At 46.1% G+C, this 20,372-nt stretch carries 17 protein-coding genes; 5 read left to right on the forward strand and 12 right to left on the reverse strand.

From position 1 onward, the window contains the following. Positions 1-52 precede the first annotated feature (52 nt). A complete protein-coding gene (locus AB6E85_RS16505; protein ID WP_372143257.1) occupies positions 53-637 on the reverse strand; it encodes a LysE family translocator in 585 nt (194 codons plus the stop codon). A 141-nt stretch (positions 638-778) separates the two neighbouring features. On the opposite strand from AB6E85_RS16505, the gene AB6E85_RS16510 reads away from it, so the two are divergent. Continuing rightward, the gene (locus AB6E85_RS16510) at positions 779-1,219 is read left to right on the forward strand and encodes an Lrp/AsnC family transcriptional regulator (RefSeq protein ID WP_009845852.1); all 441 of its coding nucleotides are present in this window, start codon (positions 779-781) and stop codon (positions 1,217-1,219) included. A 26-nt stretch (positions 1,220-1,245) separates the two neighbouring features. Further along, a complete protein-coding gene (locus AB6E85_RS16515; RefSeq protein WP_017630189.1) occupies positions 1,246-2,175 on the forward strand; it encodes a LysR family transcriptional regulator in 930 nt (309 codons plus the stop codon). Positions 2,176-2,317: 142 nt separating this feature from the next. Here the strand turns inward: AB6E85_RS16515 and AB6E85_RS16520 are convergent, their stop codons facing one another. From AB6E85_RS16520 to dsrO, 5 genes are all read right to left on the reverse strand, one after another. Next, positions 2,318-3,379, reverse strand: a complete 1,062-nt coding sequence (locus tag AB6E85_RS16520) for a c-type cytochrome (RefSeq protein ID WP_372143258.1) — start codon at positions 3,377-3,379, stop codon at positions 2,318-2,320. A gap of 9 nt (positions 3,380-3,388) precedes the next feature. Further along, entirely contained in the window at positions 3,389-4,030 is a 642-nt protein-coding gene (locus AB6E85_RS16525) for a cytochrome c (protein WP_372143259.1), read from the reverse strand. Positions 4,031-4,439: 409 nt separating this feature from the next. Beyond that, positions 4,440-7,532, reverse strand: a complete 3,093-nt coding sequence (locus AB6E85_RS16530; protein ID WP_372143260.1) for a tetrathionate reductase subunit A — start codon at positions 7,530-7,532, stop codon at positions 4,440-4,442. A 14-nt stretch (positions 7,533-7,546) separates the two neighbouring features. Next, on the reverse strand, positions 7,547-8,695 hold the full coding sequence (gene nrfD / locus AB6E85_RS16535) for an NrfD/PsrC family molybdoenzyme membrane anchor subunit (protein WP_372143261.1): 1,149 nt from the start codon (positions 8,693-8,695) through the stop codon (positions 7,547-7,549). Next, positions 8,692-9,528, reverse strand: a complete 837-nt coding sequence (gene dsrO, locus AB6E85_RS16540; RefSeq protein WP_372143262.1) for a sulfate reduction electron transfer complex DsrMKJOP subunit DsrO — start codon at positions 9,526-9,528, stop codon at positions 8,692-8,694. Before dsrO ends, nrfD begins: the two co-directional genes overlap by 4 nt. Positions 9,529-9,749: 221 nt before the next feature. On the opposite strand from dsrO, the gene AB6E85_RS16545 reads away from it, so the two are divergent. The 3 genes from AB6E85_RS16545 (at position 9,750) to AB6E85_RS16555 (ending at position 13,739) form a co-directional block, all read left to right on the forward strand. Beyond that, complete coding sequence (locus AB6E85_RS16545; RefSeq protein ID WP_372143263.1) at positions 9,750-11,621, forward strand: PhnD/SsuA/transferrin family substrate-binding protein; 1,872 nt, start codon at positions 9,750-9,752, stop codon at positions 11,619-11,621. Positions 11,622-11,632: 11 nt separating this feature from the next. After that, positions 11,633-12,235 carry a response regulator transcription factor gene (locus AB6E85_RS16550; RefSeq protein WP_372143264.1) on the forward strand — a complete coding sequence of 201 codons (603 nt, stop codon included), beginning with the start codon at positions 11,633-11,635 and terminating at the stop codon, positions 12,233-12,235. 295 nt (positions 12,236-12,530) lie between these two features. After that, on the forward strand, positions 12,531-13,739 hold the full coding sequence (locus AB6E85_RS16555) for a tetratricopeptide repeat protein (RefSeq protein WP_372143267.1): 1,209 nt from the start codon (positions 12,531-12,533) through the stop codon (positions 13,737-13,739). Between the two features lie 185 nt (positions 13,740-13,924). On the opposite strand, the gene sstT is transcribed toward AB6E85_RS16555, so the two are convergent. The 6 genes from sstT to AB6E85_RS16585 all read right to left on the reverse strand — a co-directional run bounded on the left by sstT (position 13,925) and on the right by AB6E85_RS16585 (position 19,800). Then, positions 13,925-15,139: a serine/threonine transporter SstT gene (sstT, locus tag AB6E85_RS16560; RefSeq protein WP_048609829.1), complete on the reverse strand. Its 1,215-nt coding sequence runs from the start codon at positions 15,137-15,139 to the stop codon at positions 13,925-13,927. Positions 15,140-15,530: 391 nt separating this feature from the next. Continuing rightward, positions 15,531-16,595 carry a ribosome small subunit-dependent GTPase A gene (gene rsgA / locus AB6E85_RS16565; protein WP_372143265.1) on the reverse strand — a complete coding sequence of 355 codons (1,065 nt, stop codon included), beginning with the start codon at positions 16,593-16,595 and terminating at the stop codon, positions 15,531-15,533. A gap of 485 nt (positions 16,596-17,080) precedes the next feature. Further along, positions 17,081-17,539: a copper chaperone PCu(A)C gene (locus tag AB6E85_RS16570; RefSeq protein ID WP_050632802.1), complete on the reverse strand. Its 459-nt coding sequence runs from the start codon at positions 17,537-17,539 to the stop codon at positions 17,081-17,083. A gap of 85 nt (positions 17,540-17,624) precedes the next feature. Beyond that, a complete protein-coding gene (locus tag AB6E85_RS16575; RefSeq protein ID WP_050650993.1) occupies positions 17,625-18,239 on the reverse strand; it encodes an SCO family protein in 615 nt (204 codons plus the stop codon). Then, positions 18,236-18,676: a hypothetical protein gene (locus AB6E85_RS16580; RefSeq protein WP_048610566.1), complete on the reverse strand. Its 441-nt coding sequence runs from the start codon at positions 18,674-18,676 to the stop codon at positions 18,236-18,238. Before AB6E85_RS16580 ends, AB6E85_RS16575 begins: the two co-directional genes overlap by 4 nt. A gap of 203 nt (positions 18,677-18,879) precedes the next feature. Continuing rightward, positions 18,880-19,800, reverse strand: coding sequence for a DUF368 domain-containing protein (locus tag AB6E85_RS16585; protein WP_048610568.1), 921 nt, complete (start codon positions 19,798-19,800; stop codon positions 18,880-18,882). Positions 19,801-20,372: the final 572 nt, after the last annotated feature.

Genomic DNA, 20,372 nt, shown 5'->3' on the forward strand with positions numbered 1-20,372 from the left:
GAATAACGGTTAGCACAGGAGTACCAACCGTTAAAATACAGAAGTTATTCGACTAGAGCATCGGAATGGTCGATGCTAGAAGCAAGCCTGCCATACCGTAGTTGAAGCTTTTGATACGGACTGGTGTTGTTAACCAGTGTTGCAGTTGTTTACCTGCCGCTGTCCAGAATGTCACGGATGGTAAGTTGGCGAGCGTGAAGATACCTGCGATGATCGCAAGCTCCCACCATGAACTGCCGCTGCTATAGACTGAAATTGCCGTCAGCGCCATCGACCAACCTTTCGGGTTCACCCACTGAAAACTTGCCGCGCCGATGAAGGTCATTGGCTTATAAGCCTCGGTGCTTTTGGCTTTGCCGCTCAATGCTATCTTAATTGCAAGGTACACGAGGTAAGCAAGGCTTAGGTATTTCAAGATTTGGTGAGTAACCGGATAAGCGTTGAAAATGCCCATTAAACCGAAGCCAACTAGCAGCAACATGGCTGCAAACCCTAGAGCAATGCCAAGCATGTGCGGAATAGTACGGGCAAAGCCAACATTTGCTCCTGATGTCATGAGCATGATGTTATTTGGACCTGGTGTGAAGGTCGAGACAAACGCAAACAAGGCAAGTGCGCTATGTTGTTCTAAAGGCATTATGGTTCTCCAGCAAAAAAATGAACGAAGTGACTGACCGGTCATGACTTTCACGTGTTGAGAAACATAGTAGGTGGAAAGTGAGGCAATTATGTGCTTTTATTTCCTCTATTATCACTAAATGCACAATAATAAGTACTTATGGATAGATTTGACGAAAGGATATTGCAAGAGCTTAAATTGGACGGCAGAATCTCCAACATTGAGCTTTCAGAACGGATTGGCTTGTCGGCTTCTGCGACCTTAAGACGCGTCCAGGATCTTGAGCGTAAAGGCATCATTCAAGGTTACCGTGCGGTTCTGGATAATGGGCTGATGGGGGTCGGTTTTATTGCATATGTTTCGATTGGTTTATCAAGCCACAGCAAAGCGGCTCAGTTAGAGTTTGAACAACACGTCAGCATGGAAAAAGAGGTGGTGGAGTGCCACAACATTACTGGAGCCAACGAGTACTTGCTAAGGGTAGAAACCAAAGACCTACCGGGCTATAAGAAGTTTCATGCCGATGTGCTTGGGGAATGTGCTCAGGTGCAATCTATTACGACTATGGTTGTGATGGACACCCCTAAAGACGAACGCTAGTCGAGTTTTATTTCAGGAGAGGCGCAGTGCCAAATACCAATCAGTTGTTATTGTTCTTAGATGTGGTTCAACAAGGGTCGTTTACCAAAGCGGCAACCTTGCACGATATGGACAACTCATCGCTCTCTAAACAGATCAAAAAGCTCGAGCAAGATTTAGGTGTTCAGCTGCTTAACCGTTCGACACGCTCGTTTTCGTTGACGTCGGCAGGAGAAGATATTCTCGCACAAACCTATGTGCTTAAAGACACCATCAATCAGATTCAAGGCATTGCAGATTCATACCAGTCTGAACCCAAAGGTGTGCTACGAATTACTTCACCGATCTATTTTGGGCAGCAATATTTGCAACCTATCATCACTCAGTTCATGAGAAAGTACCCAGATGTTCAGATCGTACTCTCACTAGACGATAAGATCGCCAACATCATTGCCGGGCAGTTTGATATCGCGTTTCGCTTCAGTAAGCTTGTTGAATCGAATTTGATTGCGAAGAAGATTGCCGACAGCAACTTTATGTTGGTCGCGTCTAACGACTTTGTGAAAGAGCACGGAGAGCCGAAGACGCCACAAGATCTACTCGCGCTACCCGCGGTGATTTATACCAATGGCGATATGACAGTCGATCACTTGCGTATCAGTGAAGAGCCGCATGGTAATACCTTTCAAAGCCTGACGATTCGTGGCAACTATAAGGTGAGTGATGTTCGTACTATGGTGTCTTGTGTGAAAGATGGTCTAGGTTATGGCTTCCTTGATCAATCAAACCTGTATGCCTCAATGAAAGAGCTTGGCTTGGTTACATTGCTTCCGGATTATCCGATCTCTACGATTGATACCGCAATCTACGCGGTGTATCCGCACCGTAAACAGACCAAGCTGGTCAAAGAGTTCATTACGACGGTTCAAGACTATATCGGCTCTCCGACGATTTGGGAAAAGATGCAGCAAGGTTAGTTGTTTTTCTAATCGTTCAAACATAAAAAAGGAGCCAGAACGTCGAACGATCTGGCTCCTTTTTATTCCTCTGGCTATAGCTGATTTACAATGTAAAGCTTAGCTATAGCTGACGTGAAAGGCTCTTGTGCACTGATGTCTATCAATGCTCATGAATCACTTCTTTACCACTTGAGTAGGCTTTGGAACCCAGTACATTACCGTCGACTTCTTTGCCATAATAACCTTGGTGGTTGTGGTAACGCTTAGCATTGCCGGCAACATCACCCTTGTATCTAGGATCTTGTGGGCGTTCATGACTGTTCACAAAGGCGGCCACATCCCACGCATCCTGAATTGAAAGCTGTTGGCTCTTTCCAAGCGGCATGTTTTCGTAGATGAAGTAAGCTGCTGTATTTACACGGTGCATACCTGCGCCCCAGTTGAACGAATTCTCGCCCCAAAGAGGTGGTAGGTATGAGCGACCATCCGCCCCTTTAATACCTTCACCATTTTGACCATGACAGGTTTGGCAGCTGGTTTGGTAAACCTTTTCACCTCGCGCTATTGACGGCTCTTGTTCAGGGTTATCAATCTTAGGGAAGCCACGACCGGCAAGCTTACTGCGGTCATCCATTGGGTATTTGCTTAACAGCTCTTCAGGAAGAGGGAAGCTTTCAGCTTTACCACCAACTTGTAAATCAGCATCGCTGATCTCAGGGACAGGCGTGTCTTGCATGCCGTTCTTGTCTAAGATTCCGCCCATCGCCAGCCAGTATGAATAAGCTGTGAGTGCGACCATTTCTTTTGAACCCTCTGCCGGTGGTAGGCCATTCATAGAGTAGGTGAAGCAACCTTGGATACGTTCTGCGTAGCTGTTTACTTTGTCGTTCTTGGAACGATACGCAGGGTAGGCCATGTATGCACCCCAAAGAGGGGCAGCGTTAGGCTTCATGCCCGCTTGCATGTGGCAGTTGACACAGTTTTGCTCATTGCCGACGAACGTACCACGCATCTGTTGTGAATCGACAAACAGGGAATAGCCCAGTTTTACTTTGTCGCCAAATTCCCCATCAGGAATATCTACCAAGTCGCGTGGCACCAGATATTTATTGTCTTGTGGTTTTTCTACGGCGGGCAGTTCGGTTTGGCGATCGGGTAACTCACCTTCGGCATAAGCGATTCCAGAGGCAAGGGTTGCGGTAATTAGGAGTAATGTTTTCATGCGAGCCCTTTAGTATCGGAAAGATGCGAAGTAGTAAGAGAGGTTTTTGATCTCATCGTCGGTTAACTTGCCGGCGATATTACCCATCATGTTTAAATCATCACCCTTACGAGTGCCGTTTTTCCAAGCGTTGAGCTGAGTTTGAATGTAGTCGGCATGCTGGCTTGCTAGGCGCGGGAATTTGTCTATGCCCATACCGCTTGGCCCATGACAGGTTGCACAGGCTGGAATGTTTCTATCCCAATCGCCTTGGAATACAAGTTTACGATAGGGGTTATCGATATCAGCCTGTGAGCCGCGCTGCTCTAAATCGGTAAATTCGTATGAAGGCAGTGATGCAAAGTATTCTGCGACCTCACGACGAACAGCGGGATCAGATACACCGTCAGCCATTCCCTTCATGATCGCGCTTTGACGCTCACCACTTGAGAACAGAACCAGTTGATGTTCTAGATAGTCAGCATTGAGCCCTGCAAGCATAGGGGCAATGTTGGGCATGCCTTTACCGTCGGCTTGATGGCAGCCGCTACAAGTTTCTGCGGCTTCTGGCATTGGATTGGGTGCTGCTTGTGCAAAAGCGGATAAAGAAAGGCTTCCTAGAGCAGCGATGCAAAGCGTTAGAGTTTGAGTTTTAATTGTCAGCTTAGTCATGAGGCGTCGCTATTGGTTGTAATGCACGCATTTTCGACATAATTGGTTGTTCGCGCTATTGTGGATTTCCACATTAATTCACTTGGAACTTGAGGTAAGTCTCACATTAATAACCTCAATCACCACAATGGTATTAGTGTGGATTTCAATAGACGAATCCAGCTGCCGTTAACGAAGTGCAAGGGAACTGCCATGTTCGCCTCGGTGTGACTGCTTGTTAAGGCTTTTTATGGCACCGATTGTATAAGCATAGACGCTTGATGGGGCTAGGTGAGAAACTTGCAGGGAAGTGATGCGAAGAATTGATGGTTGGGCGTTGAATAGGTTAGAAAAAGAAGAGCAACCTCGAATGACGAAGTTGCTCTACTATGCTCAGTCGTGATTTGACTGAAATAGGGGAGTTTAACGCCTAGACTTTGTAGATTTTAGCCGGAAGCGCTTGTCTTGCTGCTGCGCCCACAACCCAATCCAACATCACGCCTTTGCCTTCTCTGGTCGGGTCGATCAAGCCTATATCATTGATGTTAACGCCATCGTTCGACTTCATCTTCACAGGTTGTTGTGTGTCACCGATCCAGTGGGCACGCTCACCGAGTTCTTTATGACCAAAGCCGTGTTCAAAGCCTAATGTTCCCGGTTTGATGCCATCAATCACCATCGCCAACGCATGTGTGGTTGAGCTCGGTGTTTCAATAGCAAACACGTCACCGGTTTTGATACCCGCAGAAGAGGCGTCTTGCGGGTGGATGTAAACTGGATTTACTCCCTTAATGGATTCTAAGCGTGGTGACAAGTTAGAGACCGCACTGTGAATATTGGACTTAAAGTTGGTTAGCGTAAATGGCCACTCTTTTGCTGGGAACTGCTCTGCCAAAGGTGTGCCGTCTGCAAGCTTTTGTGGATACCATGTTGGGCAACCCATGTACTGCTCACCACTGATGGTGTTGCGAGAAGTACCGAGCTTTTCATTCCAGATAGCCAGTGGTTTAGTCCATTTGTACTTCATGGTTTCATTGGTGTAGGCATTGGTGGCGTCTTCGAAACGACCGCCACGCGCAAAGATATACGCTACCTTGAGCATCTCTTCAGGCTTGAGTGTTTTGTTCATCACAGGCACTAGGCGTTCTAGACCAGACCAAACAATATCTTCCGCATCGACATTCGGCACGCCACCTTTTACGAACGCTAAGTTAGCAGCCGAGCGCAGGTAGAAGTCTTCAGCGCTATGAATACCGTGCCAGTTACCTTGATTGTCTTTGATTACGTTGTCGCCGAAGCCACCTAGGCCAAGCGTTTTCGCTAGATCAATAAAGAAGTTCTCTAGGTTGATGGCACGCCCGTCTTGAGTGCGTGAGGTTTTAGGCTCAACAATCGGCCAGCGAGCGGTGATCGCTTTAGTCGCGACGCCATGCCAAGGTGTTGCCATACCCCAGCTTTCGTAGGTCACTGTGTCTGGCACGAGGTAATCCGATAATGCTGCGGTCTCATTGATGAAGGCATCGATAGACACGATCAAACCAAGCTGTTTTGGATCCTTAAGCTTTTCACCCAGCAAGTTGTCTAAACCCGGAACACCATAAAGTGGGTTCGCCATGTGGTTGATCCATGCCTTTGCTCGGTAAGGGTAGCCATCAATCGCAGCTGATAAGTGCTCAGTTAAAAGCGGTGCTGAGATTGGGTACCACGGCGCGCGTGTCGGGTAAGGTGACTCGCCTGCGGCAACGCGACGTTTGTATTCGCTGGTTTTTTGGTACGGGAACTTGCTGCGGGACAAGAATACACCTTGAGGCTTAGTCTTATCTTTAAACTTAGTAAAGTCGTAACGAGGACCTGCAACCGAAGTCGGGTAGCCACCCGCTTTCGCCATCGCACCGCCTTTCGCGTTGATGTTACCGATCAGCGCGTTCAGCATCAGAATAGAGAACGAGTTGTAGAAGCCGTTGGTGTGCATGTTGCCACCGTGAGTATCCACGACTGCTTTTGTACCGTAGCTGGTAAAGCGTTTCGCTAGCGCAATAATCTGGTCTTGTGGGATTTCACACTGCTCGCTGTAGTAAGCAAGGTCATATTTGAAGGCTTCTTCTTTCAATCTTTGTAGAGAAGATTTAACGCGAACAGTCTGACCATCGATTTCTACATCTTGATCGACGAACAGAGCCGCTTCATTCACCTGAATATGTGATGATAGCAGTGACGTTGTCACATCTAGTGCAATAAATCCGTCATCGTCAGACATCGGTTCGCCAGCTTCGAGCAACCCCATATCCGATGCACGAAGCATACGCCCATTTTGTGGGTGCGATTCGTCACTGATCACGAGGTGAGATGCGTTACACCAGTGTGTGGTGCCTGCTTTCTTCATCGCTTGCGCACTTGGGCGAGACAAGAAGTTGTGATTGTAGCGCTGGTTTTCGATGATCCACTGGATCATACCCAGAACTAATGCTGAGTCAGTGCCCGGTTTGATCGGCAGCCAGTTGTTGCGATCGCCCGCTGCAAGGCTTGAAGATCCTGCCGGAAGGCTTGGAGTGACAATGGTGTAGCTGAGTTTTCCGTTGGTACGAGCCTCAGCCAGCTGTCTTGCTTGACGCTTAAACGGGTTACCCGCTTGAGCTGGAGACATACCGATGAAAAGAATGAACTCTGCGTTGTTGAAGTCAGGCTTTAAGTGCGAGAACTTGTCTAGATCGTTCATGATCGCGCCTGAACCTGCACGGAACGCGTAACCACAGTAAGATCCATGATGACCAAAGTTGCGTGTGCCATAGCTGTTAAATGCAAAGCGCTTCAAGATATCGTCACGGCCTTCATTTCCGGCATTAGTCACCAATAACTGGTTCGCTTTTGGACCGTATTCAGGGTTGTTTGGGTCAAGTGGTGTTTCGATGTCGCGAATCGATCGCAAGCCTTCAACTTCGCCTTCTCCGAACAAGTCACCACCTTCGGTGACCTCAGAGATAAGTTGCTCGTAGCTGATCGGTTCCCACTTACCTTCACCACGTTTACCAACACGTTTTAACGGTTGAGTGATTCGGTATGGGCTGTTTTGAATCTCTAGCATGCCATTACCACGAGCGCAGGCCGTCGAACGGTTATTGATGCCTGATTCACCAGACAAGCCAATGTAGGCGTCTTTTACCGGTGTTTTGAATGGGATCTGTTGGTCACTTGATAGCGGGTGATACGGGTTGCCCGAGATACGCAAGATCTCGTCATTACGATTATCGATACGTACACGCAAGCCACACAGTGTCCAACAACCAAAACACATAGAGGGTGCCACACGTTGGTTTGGATTTGGCGAGATCTTACCTTGCTCATCGACACTGTATTCCGTCTCTAACGAATTACCGTGGTGGATGTGGTTGGTTTTCTTACCCGCGGTGCCATCGATAGCACCGTGAACCATGTGTTTTGTGGTTGTCGCATAACCTGCAGCAAAAGCTCCAACACCACCGGCAGCAAGGCCTGTTTTCAAAAATTGACGACGTTTGTTATCCATGATGATTCCTCAGACTACAAGCTATGTGAGCGGTTAAGTGGTGACGATGTATTTTGGTTTGGCTTAGATGCAGTTTTTGTCGCAGAGCCAGTTGTTCTTGTCGATCCAGTAGACACGATTTCAGAAGCAAACAACGCAAGTGCTAACCAAAGGCCACACATACCAACAATGCCAAGTAAACCTGAGCTACCCATTGGCAATTCATAAGGGAATGCGCCCACATCAAAGCGTGGAATGGTTTGAACTTCCATCATGGTGACCCAACGTACCGCCCATGCTGAAACGATGGTCGCAAGCGCAACACAGATAATTCCTAGCTTATTTTGCGATAGGCGTTGTAGTGGCAGCACTAAGATCATGCACAGCATAATGCTGGTGGTCATGATGCCTAGGTTGATACCCCAAGCGTCGTTCTCATACAGGTTGAAATGACCATGGTTAGATGCCCAAATCGACGTAAGAATGATGGCAAGGCCACCTGTTAACGTAATGGTTCTTTGTACTAGCGCTAGGTCTGTTGGTTTTAAGCTTGGCTTACTTGAAGGCAGTAGAGCCCAAATCAACAACGTTAATCCCGTTGCAGCAAAAAATGCAGTTGTGAACCAAAGCAGCGGGGAAGCCGGTTGATGCCAAAGCGGTCTGCTTGCCAAAATCGCAATCTCTGCACCTGTATAAAGCGCGATGCTTAGGCCTGATAACGCAGTTGCAGCGGCTAATGCAATCATCACTTTTTTCGATACCTGCCATTGGCCCAGTGTTAACCAAGACAGACGCTTTAGAAGTGGGTTTTCATTCTCTTTGAGCTGTGCGATGTCATCACGCAGGTAAACCCAAGCCGTCGCAACAGCCAGACCAGAAAACAGAGGAAGAAACAGAGAGCCCAATGACATCCATGACCAAGGTGTGATGTGAGCGTAGAAGTGCCACGCACGTCCCGGTTGGTGTAAGTCACCAGTGAGGGCTAATGGCCCAACAATCGCGCCAATGGCCATCACAAGCACAAGGGCAGAACGGAATTGGTGACTGGTAGAGTTTTTGAAGATAAGGGCAATCAAAAACAGAATCGCAGCCGCGTAAGCCGAACCTATGTAGAAGAAATACTGAACCGCCCACGGTAGCCAAGCGATCTCTTGAGCGGGAACTAACACCTCAGTGATATTCATGCTGTCTCTCCTTGTTTGCCTTGTGTCGCGATTGCCAATTCTTGTTTGCTAGAGGATGAGTTATCGATGGCGGCTGGATCATAAATCGCAGGCTGACCTTCGATATGGCTAACGAAACGCTCGTTCATGCCGATATAGAAAACATGTGGGTTGGTATTTTGCTCTGGCTTAAGCACCTTGATGTCGTCTTGGTTTTCATTAAGCAGGAGGTTGATTTCGCTGTTTGGGTCTTTGAGATCGCCAATGACACGCGCACCACCAACACAGGTTTCGACACAAGCGGGCAACAAGCCATCTTCAAGGCGGTGTGCACAGAAGGTACATTTGTCTGCGGTAAGGGTGTCGTTATTGATGAAGCGAGCGTCGTAAGGACAAGCTTGAACACAGTAAGCACAAGCTACACAACGCTCGTTGTCGACCATTACAATGCCGTCTTCGCGTTGGAAGGTCGCTTGAACAGGACAAACCTTGATGCACGGAGCATCGTCGCAGTGGTTGCACAGACGAGGCAACATGAATGACTTCACCTCTTGTTGAGCAGTCGAACCATCATCAAGGGAGACTTCATACTGTTTTACGGTGGTTCTGAACTGGCCAATTGGCGCTTGGTTTTCAACGCTACAGCCAACGGTGCACGCCTGACAGCCAACGCATTTACGTAAATCAACCGCCATGGCGTAGCGTTTACCTACTTCGCCTTTGCGGTCAGGTTGGTTGTTATTGCGAATGGCTGTGCTTGCGACTGCGGTGTTGATTCCGGTGATGGGAATGAGCGCAGCACCAGCGGAAACCTTGCCGAATTGGCTGAGAAACCGTCTTTTCAATGAGTCCATGTTGGTACCTATAAATGACTATTCTATCTGTTGGGCTCATTGTCAGATTTTGGGCGTACGCGGGGTATTGTGGATTTCCACATACCCAGGTCAAAGTTGATCTAGAACAAATGTGGTTTTACCAATCTAGCTGTTATGCTTTGTTTAAAAGCTCTATTTAACGTGTCTTCGATGCGTTAGTTGAGTGTGAACATGCCGTCAGTGTGGAGAAAGAGATTTTAGTGACAGTCCGAAACCTAATATCAATCGTTAGCCTTTGTTGGTTGAGCTTAACTGCAGGAATGTGTTTAGCCGCTCAAACGGAGCAAGAGATTACAGCGACAAGCACTGTTGAGTCGGAGCAGGTTATTGAGGTCGGTGTGCTGGCTATCCGAGGCAAGCTTTCCGCGCAGCAGCGCTGGCAGCCGACGATGGATTGGTTGTCGGAGCGCATTCCCGGCAAACACTTTGTTCTCAAGCCTTTCAACTTGGAAGAGATGGCTGATGCGGTAAAAGGTGTTGAGGTCGACTTTGTCATCACCAACCCGGGTCAGGCGGTACGATTAGGTCGTCAATATGACCTCTCTTGGATGGCGACGATGACCAGCCATAACTTCGAAGATCGAAGCATCAGCAATACCCGAAGTATTGGCTCTGCCTTGGTGGTGAGAAGAATGTCACCTTATATCTCTCTAGAACAATTGAGCGGTAAGCCGATTGCGGCAGTATCTGAAAATGCATTCGGTGGCTATCTAACAATGCGTTATCAAGTGATGCAGCAAGGGCTTAATCCCAACCACTTTTTCTCTAACACCCAATTTTTAGGTTTCCCGATCGACGCCAGCTTGTATCAACTGCGTGAAGGGCACATTGAAGCGGCTGTCGTACCAAGCTGTTTAGTTGAGAACATGATCAGTGAAGGTTTGCTGGTGGCGGGGCAATATCGAATTATCGAGAATCAAGCGCCAGAAGGGTTCCGATGCCAAGTGTCTACGCCGTTGTACCCCAACTGGTCGTTCGCCAAGACAGAGCGGGCTTCTTCGGCACTGGCCAAACAGATGAGTCAGGTGTTATTTGCGATGCCTAAGAGCAGTGCACCGGCCATTGCAGCGAATGCATCGGGTTGGACGTCACCGACAAGTTTGCTTTCGATAGACAAGCTTTATCAACAACTCGACATGCACCCACTGCAACAACCTTGGTGGAAAGAAGCGTTAATCTGGCTCAAGTACAATCAACAGTGGGCATGGGCGTTCTTTATTCTCGTGGTGCTATTGAATGCTTACCACTTTTGGTTGGAATACAAATTCAGCCGCAGCAAAAAGCAGTTAGAAGCCACGCTACACAAGCTGAAAAGCAAGAGCGAACAGTTAGAGCACTCTCAACGTATCGCAGTGGTTGGTGAACTTGGAAGTAGCTTAGCACATGAGATCAATCAGCCTTTGGCAGCGATTCGTAACTATAGCGAAGGTGGTTTACTGCGGATTTCGAAGAACAAACCGCTGACTGATATAGAGCCTGTATTTGAGAAGATCCAGTCGCAAGTGGATCGTGCTGACGCCATCATCCAGCGCTTGAGAAACATGATCAAAAAACGCTCATCAGAGAAATCTCAGACCGATATCGAGCAGCTGCTTACAGACACCATTGAGTTACTGCAATTCCGATTACACAAGCACAAGATAACCATTGAACGCTATGCCGTAGGTAAGCCTATTAAACTAAATGTTGATCCTGTGGGCTTGCAACAGGTGATTGTAAACCTGATTAACAATGCAACGGACGCGTGTAATGCACAACAGCATCGCGAACAAAGCGCTGCGTCTGATATTGATAACAAAAACAGTGAGCCGGCGACAATTAAAGTGATTACCGATTATCAACCGGATAAAATAATGTTGTCGATTATCGATAACGGAACGGGCTTAGATTTCACTGAGCAACAAGTCACTCAAGCCTTTGTGAGCAGCAAAGAAAACGGCTTGGGTTTAGGGCTCGCGATTTGCCAAGATGTAATTGAAGACCACAGTGGCAAAATGAGCATCACTTCACTGGCTCCTCATGGTTGTCATGTCGCGGTGACACTGCCTTCCTCTATTTCAAATGATTCATAAGGAATATTGTTATGCCTGAAGTTCATCAAACGTTGCCGGTCTATGTGGTTGATGACGATGAGTCGATGCGTGACTCATTGGTGTTCTTATTGGAAGAGCACGATTTCAAGGTGACAGCCTATGAAGATGGCCCGAGCTTTTTGGACTCAGTGGATTTGAGTGCGCCGGGTTGTGTGGTTTTAGACAGCCGAATGCCAGAGATGAGAGGGCAGCAAGTTCATAAGTTGATGGTGAAAGCGCAGAGCCCACTGTCGGTGATTTATCTGACGGGTCACGGTGATGTGCCAATGGCGGTTGAAGCCTTACAAGCCGGCGCGGTGAATTTCTTTCAAAAGCCAGTTAAAGGTAATGAGTTAGCTGAGGCGATCAAACAAGGTTTGGACGCTTCTGAAAAGCACTTACACATGAACGTGTATCGCCAAGCGTACGCGTCGTTAACCGATCGTGAGATAGACATCCTCAAACAAATTATCGACGGTAAGCGTAACCAGAAAATAGCCGATGAATTGTGCATCGCAATGAGAACTGTGGAAGTACACCGAGCGAGTTTGATGAAGAAGTTTTCTGCGAAAACGGTCGCTGAGTTGGCATACATTTATGGGCAGCTTACCTAACCATAAATGTAAGAGATAGAGAGTGGAAAATCTACTAATTTTCTGGTGAAAGGTGGTCTTCATAAGTAAACGATATTGAAGCAAGATCACACCATTTATGGAGTGCGTACGGATAGGTCTAAGTAGACTTTTTATCGTTATGTATTCCTGAGATACTGAACTGAGTTCATTTTAGGGCGGAACGTTTTAATAACGGCGCTTTTCCCTGTAATTCGAAACATTCACTATAGGTTGATAACTCCTCGACACTGAGGCTGATATCAGCCGAGTTAGGTTAAAATATTTTATGAGTACAATGGGAATCGCAATTGGTGCGACGGCTCTTTCGTTAATACTTGTCGCCGTGTGGCTGATCTCTTTATCGCTAAGAAAGCAGCGCTTGGAACAAGAACGTAAGGCTCGTGCTGTCGCTTACCGAAAAGCGATTGAAAAAGCGCGCATACAAGAGCAAAAAGAGCGTCACTTCAAAGCTGAAACCGGCCATGTTCCGTCGATTCTGTATTTAGCGAAAGAGGCCGAACGTAACAATATTAAGGAAGCCTTGTATTGGTACGATAAAGCGGCGCAACTCGATAATATTAATGGCATGTACGGCATTGTGCGCCTAAGCATGAAGCGTAAAGAAGACCTGATTTTAAGAGAGAAAGCCAACTTTTGGCAGTTAGCAATCTCTGCTTTAGACAATGACGTATCGGCGAAATTCGAGATGGGCAAAGCGCTCGTCTTTGGTCGTGGAACCGATAAAAACATCCCTAAGGGTTATACCTATATTGAAGAGTCTGCGGCTGGTGGTAATACCGAAGCGATGCTGTTTATCGGTGACTGGTGTCTCGATAAAGAGAATCCAGATTACTCGGCTGAAAGCTCTGTCGAGTGGTACCAAAAGGCCGCTGAAAAAAACAACCTAGACGGCAAGATCAAACTCGGTATGAGTTATTTGAACGGTGTGGGTGTTGAGCCTAACCATGGTGAGGCTGTTTACTGGTTTGAGACGGCTGCAGAAAAGAACAGTGCAGAAGCGATGTTTAGAGCAGGCGAAGCGTGGATCGACCATGGTGAACACGGCAACGCCATCGCTTATATCTGGTTATTCCTATCAGCTCATTTTGGTTACTCAGAAGCCAAACATTTGAGAGATAAAGTAGGCGGGGAGCTTGGTGTAGATGCCGTCGTGGGCTTACAGGCTCTGACTAAGCCGATAATGACTAAGCTGACCCAAGAAGCAATCACTAAGCACTCAATCATTAAAGCGCTCAACAAGCTCTACAAGCGTAATATACCGATTCCGAAGAAAGTAAAAGAAGTGCTCGATGAAGAAGGTAATGAGTTGAATGTAGATGCGAGCCACATAGCGACTCAAGCGCCGAATGTTCAAGAGGCTAATGTTGATTACAGCCAACAGGTCAATGCCGATCAGGTAGTAACAGATAAACCAGCTAATCAGAGTGGCTCTCTAGATTTCAGTCAGTCTGCGGTAGAGTCTAACTGGAACAGAAACCAGTAAATTGCACTCATTGGTTGTGTACGGTTGATAGGTCGTTTAGCTTTAATCGAGAAACTCAAGACAACAAAAAGGGAAGCTGATGCTTCCCTTTTTATTTATGTGCTATTTGCTTTTAGAGCTTAGAGCTTAGAGCTTAGAGCTTAGAGCTTAGAGCTTAGAGTGAAAGCCTAATGCCTAAGAGCTTATTAAGCTTTGTTTTGCTCAGCTTTACATACAGCCGCAGTGAACACGACGTCTGTTGAGCTGTTAAGCGCTGTTTCAGCTGAATCTTGAATCACACCGATAATAAAACCAACCGCTACAACCTGCATCGCTACATCGTTAGAAATACCGAATAGACCACATGCTAGTGGGATAAGCAGTAGTGAACCGCCAGCAACACCCGATGCGCCACATGCTGAAATTGCAGCAACAAGGCTTAGTAGAATTGCAGTGAAGATATCAATCTCAATACCCATTGTGTGTACAGCAGCAAGTGTTAACACAGTGATAGTGATTGCAGCACCCGCCATGTTGATCGTTGCGCCTAGTGGGATAGATACAGAGTAAGTATCTTCGTCTAGGTTTAGCTTTTTACAAAGGTTCATGTTCACTGGGATGTTTGCAGCACTTGAACGAGTGAAGAATGCCGTTACACCAGATTCACGAATACATTGCAGTACAAGTGGGTATGGGTTCTGTTTTGTTTTTGCAAATACAAGCAGTGGGTTAACCACAAGTGCAATGATCAGCATTGAGCTTAGTAGAACCGCTAGCAGTTGACCGTAGCTTGCTAGTGCATCGAAGCCCGTTGTTGCGAATGTTGTCGAAACAAGACCAAAGATACCAAATGGTGCAAGACGGATAATGAAGCGAACAATGTGTGAAACACTGTGGCTAAGGTCTTCGAAAACCGCTTTGGTTGTTGCAGATGCGTGGTGCAGTGCAAGACCAAGGCCGATTGCCCAAGCAAGAATACCGATGTAGTTCGCGTTCATTAGCGCGCTAACTGGGTTATCTACAAGCTTGAATAGAAGGGTATGAAGAACTTCCGCGATACCTTGAGGAGGGTTAGCACCTTCAGCGCCAGCAACCAGTGTCAAAGTGGTTGGGAACATGAAGCTCAGTACTACAGCAGTCAGTGCAGCAGAGAACGTACCAATCAGGTAAAGCACAATGATTGGACGCATATGAGTATGCTGACCTTTCTTTTGGTTTGCGATAGAAGCTGCAACAAGAATGAATACTAAAATTGGGGCAACAGCTTTCAGAGCACCAACAAACAGACTACCTAGTAGGCCTGCATCTTGAGCTGCTGAAGGAGAAACCATGGCGAGAACGACACCGAAAACAATACCAGCAAGGATCTGTAGAACGAGATTTCCACGAGCGATGCGGGCGAGCATGTTGTGATTTTGCATAAAATACCTGCAATTGTTAATTTATTATAGTGATGTATCTTTTTATAAAGTTGTACCAAATCCGACTATACACTAGTGGAATGGGCGGTCATATTAGCGGGATCTAAGAGGGTGTCTAGGAATAGTTTACTTTTAGGGTGATTGTTTGCGCTACGTGGTGTTTTTAGAGCTAAATGTTAAATTAATGTATTTTGATTGAGCTATAAATCTGCAGAATGACATTTAATAGACTCAATATACTGTAAATTTGGAAATGTAAACGGCTATTGGTAAGAACATTGTGTGCATAAATGGTCGCACTAAGACCAAATTGAAACAAAAAGCCCCACGTGTTTAACACTAAGGGGCTAAGCTTGTCTCAAATACAACTTATAGGCGTTAACTTAAAGGTTTAGTCAGAAGCTTTTTTAAGATTTCGACTTTCTGATTGAACGGTTTTGTACATCTTCGAAAGCTGCTTACTGTTAGCACGTTGCTCTGCCAATGAGGCACCATTTCTGGCTTGCTCTCGCAATAGCTTTTGATAGTTATTAAATCGTCTTTCAGACAACTCACCACTCTCAATGGCTTTGCGTATTTTGCATCCAGGTTCTGATTCATGATGGCAATCAGAGAAACGACAGTGCATGGCTAATTCTTCGACATCAGAAAAGGTTTCGCTTACCCCTTCGGCGCAGTCTGCAAGTTGCAACTCTCGCATTCCTGGCGTATCAAGCAGTAAGCCGCCCGATGTCAGTAAATGCAGTGAGCGTGACGTCGTTGTGTGTCGGCCTTTGCTGTCGTCTTCACGAATGCCACCCGTGGCTTGCTGAGTCTCCCCAAGCAGCGAGTTGACCAGTGTAGATTTCCCAACACCAGACGACCCCATCAAAGCCACCGTTTTGCCCGTTTTACACCAAGGTGATAATACTTGAGTAGAGTCTTGGTCTAGGCTATTAACGGCTTCGATTATCAGCATTGGGTCTAGGCTTTGGACTTGCTGTACTTTGTCTTGGTAATCGTCACACAAGTCTTTCTTGGTCAGTACGATAACGGCTTCAACTTGCGCTTCATTAGCGAGAGCGAGATAACGCTCGATGCGGCTTAGATTAAAGTCGTTATTTAACGAAACCACGATAAAAACCGTGTCGATATTGGCTGAAATATATTGTTCAGCTACGCGACTGCCAGCAGCTTTACGGCGGAAGAGCGATTGACGGTCTAGTAAACGGTCGAATTGCAAATCGGAGTTCAAAATCACCCAGTCGCCAACGGTCATTGCCGGTTGGTTTTGGTGGATGGGTAGAACAATTTCACCTTGCTCTGACGCTAAGGTATAGCCACTACGGTGATGTGCGACGATACGAGCAATGACAGAATGGTCATAGTCTTCGAGTGTCAGTTGTTGTTGGAATACAGGTTGCCATCCAAGTTGTTGAAGTGACATTGGATGAGAAAATGCGTTTTGTGAATTCATGTCTATTTACCCAGACGTGCGAGCTTTCTTTTCTTGTGAGAGCATTAAAGTCTTATGAGAGCATTAATGTCTTGTAAGATCTCAGGTTGTTGATGAGATCGAAAAGCGTTGGTCAGATCAAAAAGCGTCGAGACGTCAAAAATGTTTGAGCTTGGGTCGAATTCAAATAGATAGGACCCCGGATTGAGTCATGCTTACAGGCATGCAGATGTTGATCACTTACGATCAACAGTAAACCGGGTAAAAGTGTGCGGTCGTCAATGGATGACGATAAGTTGGTAGATCGGTGTTTAAGTTTGATTAACCAAACAAATTAGCGCGTTACTTTTACTGCCAGTTTTAGTGTTTTCATTACAATCATCTTCTATTCTCCTTGGTTTATTAATGTGTTCAGGCTTTGAATAAAAAGCGAGATCAGTTTAACAAAAAGCCACGATGGCGAGAAGTCATCGTGGCTTAAATTATTTTATCAATTGTGAATACGATTAATGATGGTCGTGGTTCATCTTTTTCATGCCGCTCATCACTTTCTTCACTGGTGCATCGAAGGTCTGTGTTTCACCATTGGCAAAGGTCAGTGTCATCTCGATTTGCTCACCTTCTTTTAGGCTGCTTTTTAGGTCGAACAACATGATGTGTAGGCTACCTGGTTTAAGTTCCGCTTCACCATTCGCTGGGATTGTGATCTCTTGAACTTGGCGCATCTTCATTACGTCGCCGTCAACGATAACATCATGAAGTTCTACCTTTCCTGCTGCTGGCGTTGTCGCAGAAACAATAGCGCGATCTTTATCACTGTGGTTCATCAGAGTCGTGAATACTGCGCTGTTCACTGCTGAAGGCGGTGTTGCACGAGCGTACGCGTCATGAACCATAATATCGCTATTCGCGTGAGCAAGGGGAGTGAGCAATAAGCCTGCTAGAGCAAGTGCTTTTAACTTCATGTTGTTGTCCTTAATTTTTATGTTTTGGTCTGGGACCTGACTTTGTTGTTCGAACTTTATTGGTTAAGTTCTTTATTTTTACGTTTTACTGCGTCAATTGGTTGATGGCCTCAACAATCGGCGCTGGCGTTAACGTATGCGGCACTTTAGTAATCAAGGTGCCGTCGGGCTTCAAAAAATAGAAATATGAGCTGTGGTCAAGGGTGTATTCCAACTCTGAACCTTCCAGCTCGGTCTTCCTGAAAATAACACCGTAGTTATGTGCAAGCGTGGTTGTCACATCTAACGGACCACTTAACCCTTCCATCATTGGGTGGAAGTATTGTGCGTATTCGTATGAGGCTTCTGCTGCATCACGTTCAGGATCGAGAGAGACAAACATCGGGCGAATCTTGGCTTTTGCTTCATCAGAAACTTGGTTAAGTGCGCCAGCTAACATCGCTAGAGAAGTCGGGCACACATCTGGGCAGCGTGTGAAACCGAAGTAAACGATACGAATTCGGTCATCGGTTTGGTCAAAGATTTCCGTTGGCTGGTTGTCTTTACCGAAAAGGGTTGTTGCAGATAACTCTTGTTTTGTAGCGATAGCTTGCTTTGCAGCGTGTTGCTCTTGAGCTTCGTTTTGCCCATCAAGATAGCTTTTGACACCAAAGCCAAGTACAAACGCTACCACTAATGCTAACGACCAATTCTTACTCATCTTGCCATCCTTATTGCAGGGTTTACGGTTTCAACACCATCGGTGAGTTCGCCAAGCCAAGTCATTTTATCCATGGTGCACACAGGTAAAATCACGTCACCTTCATAGGTATTGTCGCCAATATTCTTTAATTGAAAACGTGCCGAGCCCATTTCCATCTCTAAGCCAGTAAGTGACAGCATTAATGTGTCAGAGGCTGCGCCTTCCCAAACTACTTTGATTTTACTTGGAACGAGTGGCTGTGCCGTCTCACTATCGAGTGTCATCGCCACCGCATTTTGCTCACATGATGTGGTTGAAAGCATGCAGTAATCATCTAAGTTGACGTCGGCAGTTGAGTGCTCCATCGCCGATTTAAACTGCTGAATTGCTTGCGGCCCATAAAAGCCTGCCACGAGAGCGATCCCAACAGCAGCAACCTTTAATGCAGAGTGCATGTCGTGTTCTCATCTAATTTTATAAGAGCGGCGATGTTATCATACCCCTCAATACGTGCTTGTATCAAAAAGCAATTTTGTGCGTATGGTAGAACTAAAAAAGCGAAGCCATTGGCTTCGCTTTTGTCTGTTTATTAGATATGTGAGCTTAGTATTTCTAGGTTCTATCCGTTCTGAACATGTTCCAGAAGTACGCTGAATGATTAGTCAGCGTTACGCTCTGCGAATTTCTCTAGTCCTAGAACTAAGGCAATCGCAACAAACATCATCACAATCGCCATGACCAGCTGAGAAGGCTGAGAGGTTACGGCTTCAAAATCAAACGGAGATAGGTTTTCTTGAATCAGAGGAACTTGTTCACCTTTTGAGTTTGTGCGCCAGCTGATGGTCTCTTTCCAAGGCCAGATCTTAGGTAGCGTACCGATCATCAAACCGGTTAAGAATACCAATGTGAAATCGCGGAATGAGCGCAGTAACCAAGAGAGTACGTGCGAGAAAGTCAGTAGGCCGATCACACAGCCACTAAGGAATAGCGCAAGCACATCGATTTGGAACTCTTTAACTGCACCAAGAACTGGGCCATACATACCAATCAATAGCAAAATGAAGCTACCTGAGATACCCGGCAAAATCATCGCACAGATAGCAATCGCACCCGCAATCAGAACATTGATGCTGGTTGGTTCCATTTGCAGCGGCTTAAGCACGGTAATGCTATAAGCGAAAGCAACGCCAAGCAGCAAAAATACGAAGCGAATCATATCGCGTTTCTCTACTTGCTTAAGAATATGGAAAACCGACACCAAGATCAGGCCAAAGAAGAAAGACCACAGTGGAACGGGGTGGGTGACCAATAACCAAGAAATCAATTTTGCAAATGTTGCAATGCTCGTGAATACGCCTGCAAACAGTGAAATTAGGAAGAAACCATTGATGTGATTAAACGCGGCTTTGAAGCCTTCGCGTTTCCATAAGCCAAGTACGCTAGGGTTAATTCTTCGAATGCTTTCTAGCAGCGTATCGTAGATACCAGTGATGAATGCGATGGTTCCGCCCGACACGCCAGGAACAACGTCTGCTGCGCCCATTGCCATGCCTTTGAAAAAAGTACTTAAGTAGTTCATTGCTTCATAGAGTTGAGGATGATTTTGTGCAGTATACAAACTTTAGTGTAAAAAAAGTATGAATATGCTTTTGGGGAAAGGCTTTTATTACTCTATTAATTGTAACGCAATAAGTTGAAGTGAATATTTGCCTAACATTTAGATAACAACCACTTAGTGATTTGTCATTAAGAGCAGAGATGAAACTGATCTCTTATCGATATTGCATCTTGGTTGCATTATGCAAATGCACTTTGCAATTCGCATGATAAATTCATGGTTTTTATGCGATGCAGGGCTTATAAAACGTTGAATAAAAGTTGGCACGCTAACTGCATTATATACATTGACCCTTCTTAAGCCGAGGGTCACCTAGCCAACTGACGTTGTTAGTGAACTTATGATTTGTTCACAAATATATAGAGCCAATCGCGATTATTGCGGTTGGCTATTTTTTTGCCTGTCGTTTGGTCAGTTGCTATTTTCCCATGTTCCAAGCAAAAAAAAGCTAGCCACCATTGGCGACTAGCTTAAACTTATCTCGAATCTCGAATCTCGAATCTCGAATCTCGAATCTCGAATCTCGAATCTCG

Origin of the sequence: Vibrio sp. 10N.247.311.51 (genome assembly GCF_041467855.1) — a bacterium.
Classification (GTDB): Bacteria; Pseudomonadota; Gammaproteobacteria; order Enterobacterales; family Vibrionaceae; genus Vibrio; species Vibrio coralliirubri.

What these genes read in the sequence shown, in the direction of transcription:
- AB6E85_RS16505 (WP_372143257.1), bottom strand. Translation starts at nt 637, where the DNA reads ATGCCTTTAGAACAACATAGCGCACTTGCCTTGTTTGCGTTTGTCTCG.
- AB6E85_RS16510 (WP_009845852.1), top strand. Translation starts at nt 779, where the DNA reads ATGGATAGATTTGACGAAAGGATATTGCAAGAGCTTAAATTGGACGGC.
- AB6E85_RS16520 (WP_372143258.1), bottom strand. Translation starts at nt 3,379, where the DNA reads ATGAAAACATTACTCCTAATTACCGCAACCCTTGCCTCTGGAATCGCT.
- AB6E85_RS16525 (WP_372143259.1), bottom strand. Translation starts at nt 4,030, where the DNA reads ATGACTAAGCTGACAATTAAAACTCAAACTCTAACGCTTTGCATCGCT.
- AB6E85_RS16530 (WP_372143260.1), bottom strand. Translation starts at nt 7,532, where the DNA reads ATGGATAACAAACGTCGTCAATTTTTGAAAACAGGCCTTGCTGCCGGT.
- nrfD (WP_372143261.1), bottom strand. Translation starts at nt 8,695, where the DNA reads ATGAATATCACTGAGGTGTTAGTTCCCGCTCAAGAGATCGCTTGGCTA.
- dsrO (WP_372143262.1), bottom strand. Translation starts at nt 9,528, where the DNA reads ATGGACTCATTGAAAAGACGGTTTCTCAGCCAATTCGGCAAGGTTTCC.
- AB6E85_RS16550 (WP_372143264.1), top strand. Translation starts at nt 11,633, where the DNA reads ATGCCTGAAGTTCATCAAACGTTGCCGGTCTATGTGGTTGATGACGAT.
- AB6E85_RS16555 (WP_372143267.1), top strand. Translation starts at nt 12,531, where the DNA reads ATGGGAATCGCAATTGGTGCGACGGCTCTTTCGTTAATACTTGTCGCC.
- sstT (WP_048609829.1), bottom strand. Translation starts at nt 15,139, where the DNA reads ATGCAAAATCACAACATGCTCGCCCGCATCGCTCGTGGAAATCTCGTT.
- rsgA (WP_372143265.1), bottom strand. Translation starts at nt 16,595, where the DNA reads ATGAATTCACAAAACGCATTTTCTCATCCAATGTCACTTCAACAACTT.
- AB6E85_RS16570 (WP_050632802.1), bottom strand. Translation starts at nt 17,539, where the DNA reads ATGAAGTTAAAAGCACTTGCTCTAGCAGGCTTATTGCTCACTCCCCTT.
- AB6E85_RS16575 (WP_050650993.1), bottom strand. Translation starts at nt 18,239, where the DNA reads ATGAGTAAGAATTGGTCGTTAGCATTAGTGGTAGCGTTTGTACTTGGC.
- AB6E85_RS16580 (WP_048610566.1), bottom strand. Translation starts at nt 18,676, where the DNA reads ATGCACTCTGCATTAAAGGTTGCTGCTGTTGGGATCGCTCTCGTGGCA.
- AB6E85_RS16585 (WP_048610568.1), bottom strand. Translation starts at nt 19,800, where the DNA reads ATGAACTACTTAAGTACTTTTTTCAAAGGCATGGCAATGGGCGCAGCA.